Source organism: Dactylosporangium maewongense, from assembly GCF_039531485.1.
Classification (GTDB): domain Bacteria; phylum Actinomycetota; class Actinomycetes; order Mycobacteriales; family Micromonosporaceae; genus Dactylosporangium; species Dactylosporangium maewongense.
The window spans coordinates 1-900 of the sequence record NZ_BAAAQD010000103.1; the positions used below are offsets into that span (position 1 = coordinate 1).

1 protein-coding gene is annotated in these 900 nt (G+C 67.4%); it reads left to right on the forward strand.

What is annotated here, in order from left to right; translation table 11 throughout:
- On the forward strand, nucleotides 1–900 hold a 900-nt coding region (locus tag ABD332_RS59915), incomplete at both ends, for a carbon starvation CstA family protein (RefSeq protein ID WP_344516110.1).

Here is a 900-nt window from a genome sequence, read left to right on the forward strand (position 1 = left end):
CCGGGCCGCGTGGTCGAAACCAGCGTGATCGGCGTCGGGCTGCTGGTCTTCGCCATCGTCGCGGGCGGCTGGGTCCAGGACTCCAGCTGGGCCGGCGCGTTTACGCTCAAGCCCGAGACCCTGGTCTTCTGCCTGGTCGGGTACGGCTTCGTCGCGTCCGTCCTGCCGGTGTGGATGCTTCTGGCGCCGCGCGACTACTTGTCCACCTTCATGAAGATCGGAACGATCGCGCTGCTCGCGGTCGGCGTGCTGGTGACCGCTCCGGTACTGCAGAACGAGGCCGTCACCAAGTTCGCCTTCAGCGGCAACGGCCCGGTCTTCGCCGGCACACTGTTCCCCTTCGTCTTCATCACCATCACCTGCGGGGCGCTGTCCGGCTTCCATGCGCTGATCTCCTCGGGCACCACACCGAAGATGATCCAGAAGGAGTCGCAGGTCCGGCTCGTCGGCTACGGCGGCATGCTGATGGAGTCGTTCGTCGCGGTCATGGCCATCATCGCCGCATCGCTGCTGGACCCGGGGCTGTACTACGCGATGAACTCGCCCGGCGGCGTGGTCGGCACGACCTTCCAGAGCGCCGCGACGGCGGTGACCAATCTGGGATTCACCGTCACCCCCGATACCCTGCAGGCCGCGGCCGCCGCCGTCGGCGAACCGACACTGGTGTCGCGTACTGGTGGCGCGCCGACGCTCGCCGTCGGCATCTCCGAGATCTTCTCCGGCTTCCTCGGCGGGGCGGGGCTCAGGGCGTTCTGGTACCACTTCGCGATCATGTTCGAGGCGCTGTTCATCCTGACCACAGTCGACGCCGGGACCCGGGTCGGCCGGTTCATGCTCCAGGACATGCTGGGCAACATCTGGAAGCCGATCGGCCGGGTCAGCTGGCTGCCTGGCGTGTGG